At 59.7% G+C, this 1,244-nt stretch carries 1 protein-coding gene; it reads left to right on the forward strand.

Features of this window, described 5'->3' with window-relative positions:
- A partial coding sequence (locus H7U20_RS20545; RefSeq protein WP_199761011.1) for an ISL3 family transposase occupies window positions 1-1,244 on the forward strand: 1,244 nt, incomplete at both ends.

Here is a 1,244-nt window from a genome sequence, read left to right on the forward strand (position 1 = left end):
CGAAACCTTGTTCACCACCGCGCTGGGTCTGCAAGCGCCATGGATTGTTTCCAAAGTTGAGCTCGATACGGCGAAGCGCCGGATCGATTTCGAGGTGTCGTGTGATGCCAAACAGTTGTCTTGTCCTGCCTGCGGCGTAAACGGTCAAGGCGTTCATGACCGCATCAAACGTAGCTGGCGGCATCTGGATTTTTTCCAGTTTGAGGCGTGGTTGCACGCCGAGGTGCCGCGCGTTGATTGCAGTGCATGCGGCAAGACCACGCAGGCGGAAGTGCCGTGGGCACGGCCGGGCAGCGGTTTCACGTTGCTGTTCGAAGCGCTTGCCTTGTCCTTGTGCCAGAGCTTGCCTGTGGCCCAGGCTGCCGCGCAGTTGCGAGTGGCGTCGAAGCGGCTTTGGCGGCGCATCGAACATTATGTGAACATTGCGCGTGGCCGCGACGAGATGACGGGTGTGCGTGTGATCGGCATTGACGAGACCAGCCTCAAGAAGGGGCACCAGTACGTCACCGTCGTGCATGATCTGGAGGCCCGACGGCTGCTGTTCGTTACGCCAGGGCGCGATCATGAAACGGTGGCGGCCTTCAAACAGGAACTGGCGATGCATGGCGGGGTTGCTGACGAGATCAAGCATGTCTGCATGGACATGAGCGCGGCCTATGCCAAGGGCGTGACCGAAACGCTGCCCGGCGCCCAAATCAGCTATGACCGTTTTCATGTGATCGCATTGGCTAATGCTGCCATGGACGAGGTGCGGCGGGAGGAAATGCGTAGCCAGCCGAAAGCCGTGCGCGCTGCGTTGGGCGAGGACCGCAAGGCGGTCAAAGCGATGATGTGGGGCATGCGTAAAAATCCTGTTAGCTGGACTTACCATCAGACCAATTCCATGCACTGGTTGCAGCGCTCCAACCTGAAAAGTGCACGTGCCTGGCGCTTAAAGCAGGCGCTGCGCGAAGTCTATCGCGGCGCTGTGGTTGCCAACTGCGCCAGCAAGGCCAAGCAAGACCTGATGGGCTGGATATCCTGGGCCAGCCGTTGCAGGCTTGAACCGTTCAAACGCCTGGCCGACACTCTTACGCAGCGCCTGCCCGGGGTGGTGCGCGGCATGCTCGACGGTCGCAGCAACGCTTATGTCGAGGCCATGAACGGAATGCTTCAGCAAACAAAACGCGCCGCGCGCGGCTTCCGTACCGTGACCAACTTCATCGCCATCGCCTATTTACGAATGGCCAAACTTAAACATCTGC

Origin of the sequence: Rugamonas violacea (genome assembly GCF_016461825.1) — a bacterium.
In the GTDB taxonomy this organism is placed as follows: domain Bacteria; phylum Pseudomonadota; class Gammaproteobacteria; order Burkholderiales; family Burkholderiaceae_D; genus Rugamonas.